Source organism: Desulfosarcina sp. (assembly GCF_046496365.1).
In the GTDB taxonomy this organism is placed as follows: domain Bacteria; phylum Desulfobacterota; class Desulfobacteria; order Desulfobacterales; family Desulfosarcinaceae; genus Desulfosarcina.
The window spans coordinates 1-3,951 of sequence record NZ_JAWOHB010000179.1 but is presented as its reverse complement, the minus strand read 5'-3'; the positions used below and the strand labels follow the sequence as shown (position 1 = coordinate 3,951).

At 53.8% G+C, this 3,951-nt stretch carries 3 protein-coding genes; 2 read left to right on the top strand and 1 reads right to left on the bottom strand.

Annotation, left to right across the window (positions count from 1 at the left end):
- Positions 1-309 precede the first annotated feature (309 nt).
- Positions 310-1,476: a non-hydrolyzing UDP-N-acetylglucosamine 2-epimerase gene (gene wecB / locus R6V78_RS18105; protein WP_410290788.1), complete on the top strand. Its 1,167-nt coding sequence runs from the start codon at positions 310-312 to the stop codon at positions 1,474-1,476.
- A gap of 363 nt (positions 1,477-1,839) precedes the next feature.
- The gene (locus tag R6V78_RS18100; RefSeq protein WP_410290787.1) at positions 1,840-2,868 is read left to right on the top strand and encodes a fibronectin type III domain-containing protein; all 1,029 of its coding nucleotides are present in this window, start codon (positions 1,840-1,842) and stop codon (positions 2,866-2,868) included.
- A 58-nt stretch (positions 2,869-2,926) separates the two neighbouring features.
- On the opposite strand, the gene R6V78_RS18095 is transcribed toward R6V78_RS18100, so the two are convergent.
- Complete coding sequence (locus tag R6V78_RS18095) at positions 2,927-3,478, bottom strand: DJ-1 family glyoxalase III (protein WP_410290786.1); 552 nt, start codon at positions 3,476-3,478, stop codon at positions 2,927-2,929.
- Positions 3,479-3,951: the final 473 nt, after the last annotated feature.

Genomic DNA, 3,951 nt, shown 5'->3' with positions numbered 1-3,951 from the left:
GGCGACGATCCCCCGACCCGCGTGCTCGACCCGCTTCCCCTCGAGTTCCGTGGGCTCGCGCTCGACGAACTCGTCGTGTGCAGATGACGCAGTGGACGGGGCCGATCGCCCTGACCGAAACGCCGCTTACCCTGGCACAGAGCGTGTTTTCTTTGCCCTTGACCCCTTGGATCCTCGAATCCTTGGCCCCTTTTGTTGCATTGGACGTTGGGCGTTGAGCGTTCGATGTTGGACGTTCAGTTTTTTATTCACCCTCGAACCCTTGGATCCTCGAATCCTTGGACCCTTTTTTCAAGGTTTATCCACTCCATGAAAATTCATCTGATCGCCGCGGCCAGGCCCAACTTCATGAAGATCGCGCCCCTTTACCATGCCCTGAAACGGGAGGTCTGGGCCGATCCGGTGATCGTTCACACCGGCCAGCATTACGACATCAACATGTCGGACGCATTTTTCAGGGATCTGGAGCTGCCCGATCCGCATATCCATTTAGGGATCGGCAGCGGCAGCCATGCCGAGCAGACCGGCAGCGTGATGATCGCCTATGAAAAGGTGCTCCTGAAGGAAAAGCCGGCCCTGGTCGTTGTCGTGGGAGACGTCAACTCGACCATGGCCTGCACCATTGCAGCCAGCAAGATCGTCTACCCATCTTTGCCGGATGGATCCGATGAAGACCAGCCCCATAACCACCGGCCGATCGTGGCCCATCTGGAAGCCGGGCTGCGTTCAAACGATCGAAGCATGCCGGAGGAGATCAACCGCATTGTCACCGATGCATTGGCCGATATCCTGTGGACGCCTTCGGCAGATGCCCTGGACAACCTCTTGCGGGAGGGTGTTGACCGCCAAAAGATCGAAAATGTCGGCAACATCATGATCGACTCCCTGGAGATGATGCGCTCGAAAATAGAATCCGCCGACGCCTTCGGCACCTTTGGCCTGTCCAAAGGCGGTTATGGCTTGATTACGCTCCACCGGCCGTCCAATGTCGATTCCCTGGAGAGCCTGACGACGCTGTGTCGGATGCTGATTGGTGCCTCTCAAAAGACGCCGCTGGTTTTCCCGATTCACCCCCGGACGAGAAAAAACCTCAATGCCTTCGGGCTGATGGGTATGCTTCGGGATACGGATAACCTGATTCTGACGGAGCCGATGAATTATATCCGCTTCATGAACCTGGTATTTAACTGCAAATTCGTCATCACCGATTCAGGGGGCATACAGGAGGAGACAACCTACCTGGGCATCCCCTGTCTGACCATGCGCCCCAACACCGAACGGCCGGTTACGGTGGACCAGGGCACCAATCAATTGTGCGCCATGGAAAACCTGCAGGGTCACATTGAAAAAATTGTTGCCGGGGAGACCAAGCCCCATTTGGTGCCTGATCTGTGGGATGGACACACCGCTGGCCGCATAGTGGATTTTATCCGCAGGCGCACGCGACAAAGGGTGCCAGCCAGGATTGGGTCCTGATAATTGCATCCGAAGAGATGCATGCCATTGTCAACCCGGGATTCCATAAAAACCGATGCATGCATCGAGGTCAAATCAAGGGCCCTGTTTACAAACAGGAACAATTTAGGGCCCGGTTACGATTTTTGCACAGCAAAGTTACGGTATTTTCCCACCCATACTTTTCCTGACCCATATTTTCCCCGCCGGTTTCCGCCCAGTCAAAAATATTAACTATAAAAAAGGTATGGTTAGAAATAAATTTCAGTTCTCGTTGACCTCTTGGCCGACCTCTTGCTGGTAGTGTGCGATTCACGCGCTTAAATGCCACACAAATCCAATTTCACCAGCCATCCATGTGGGTCGGGAGATCAGTATTCACTCATGAACGGAAAACCAGAGCACCACCAAATTGGCCGGATCGGTTCCATCCTCTGCTCTCTTTTTACCTTATTAATACTGTCGGCATCCGCTGCCATGGCGGCCAATGTGACCCTTAGGTGGGACCCCAACGACCACACCCCAGAGGGATACCGGGTGTTTGCACGCCGCAGCGATCAGCTTTACGACTACAGTCGACCCGACTGGGAAGGCACCGCCAGCTCCTGTACAATCAGCAATCTTGAAGACCGGACCGAATATTACTTCGTTGTGCGGGCTTACGACAGCAGCCTGGAAAGTGCCGATTCGGAGGAAGTTCACTATATACCCCCCATTTCCTTCGACCAGACTCAAGACATCACAGCTCCATCATGGGACGGCGCGACGACGGGAATCGGTTTGACCACGGACACCGGCTCGGGCGGTCGGGTAACCGTGGAATTCGATACAGCCGGGGATGGGGAGGAGGGCATGGATCTCAGATTCAACGTCTATTATGCCCTCAGCAGATCCTGGAACAACGCCGACTGGACCAGCAACAGCGTGATTGCCGATGCTGCCGTAACCGCCGGCAGCACCTTTGCACATGCCGTGATGGTGAGTGGCCTGACCAATGGCGCGCTATATACTTTCGGTGTACGGGTGGAGGATCAGTCCGGCAATGAGGACGGCAATACCCGCACGCTAAAAGCCACGCCGACGGTTCGGCAAACGTCGAGCGCGTACTGCCTGATGTTGAGCGCAAAGCCGGATCGGTCGACAGCGGTTTATCTGGATGATGCCGGGGTCGAAGGCAACATTTATGTTTTTGTTGAGCCCATCACCGATATCCGCAGGGTCGAATTTTTCATCGACGGCGTGTTGCACCAGACGGAAAATTATGCGCCCTATGATTTGGCAGGTGGCATTTCCAATTGGGCCAAGCCTTTTAATACGGGCAATTTGAGCAACGGATATCACACGTTCAGTGGACGGATTACCAAAACCAATGGCAGCCGTGAGACGATCAGTGCCGATGTCCAGGTCTATTAGGCCGGTTTGGGGCTGATCCAGCGTGGCAACGATTGGTTTTTCACTGCTTCCTCTTGCGCTAGATCACCATGGGTGCAGCCACTGCCTCCCGCTTGTCTTTACCGTAGAGCCGCTCCACCAACGCCAGGGCAAACTCGACGGCGGTTCCCGGCCCCCGGCTGGTCAGGCAGTTGCCGTCCACCACCACACGCTCCTCGATTCGGTCCTTAGTCGTTAGCCGGTCGGCAAAGCCTGGATGACAGGTGGCCTGGCGTCCTGCCAGAAGCCCGTGATATTCGAGCACCACCGCCGGGCTGGCGCAAATGGCGGCATACAGGCCGACCTTGTCCCTCTGGCGCTTTAAAATGCCAATTAGCTCTGCCGAGTCGCGCAGGTGTTCGGCGCCGGGAACACCGCCGGGCAGCACAACCAAGTCAAAATCCATCTTTAAACACGCCTCGATCAGGGCGTCGGCCACGATGACCACGCCGCGGGATGCCGTGATGCGGCGATTCCCGGTCACCGATGCCACCGTTACCGTCGCACCGGCCCGGCGTAGCACGTCGATGATGGCCACCGCTTCCAGTTCTTCCGTCCCATCAGCCACGGGTACCAGTACGGTTTTGTGCATAGTGAGCGCCTTTTTTTAAACAGGCATGAATCCTGGCTTTACTGCCTTCATGTTCATCATGGTGAAAAATTGGACTTGTTACGGAGCCATCAAGGTTGGGGGTGACATGCCACCCATTAATGGGTAAAAAAATTCTTATTATGAACAGTATTACATATAATAGTATGAAAATTTTTTCACAACTGTCGATGTTAAATTTGCATTGAAAACATAACTAACTGTAAACAATATAAAAAAAACATAATAATTTTCCGGCACTGCTCTTGCTATAATGTTGTCATCGTTTCCGACAACTTTCGCAGCTCAATAAGGTGGGAGCTAACCGTGAAAAATAAAATGCTTTATTTTATACTGGCTTTTGCAACCGTTGCAATCATAGAATTGTTTCCCTTGGAAATTGCTTTTACCGCCCTGCAAGATCAGACCAACGGTTTAGCGGGCGACACCTTGACTGCATCCAAAAATGATGTGCA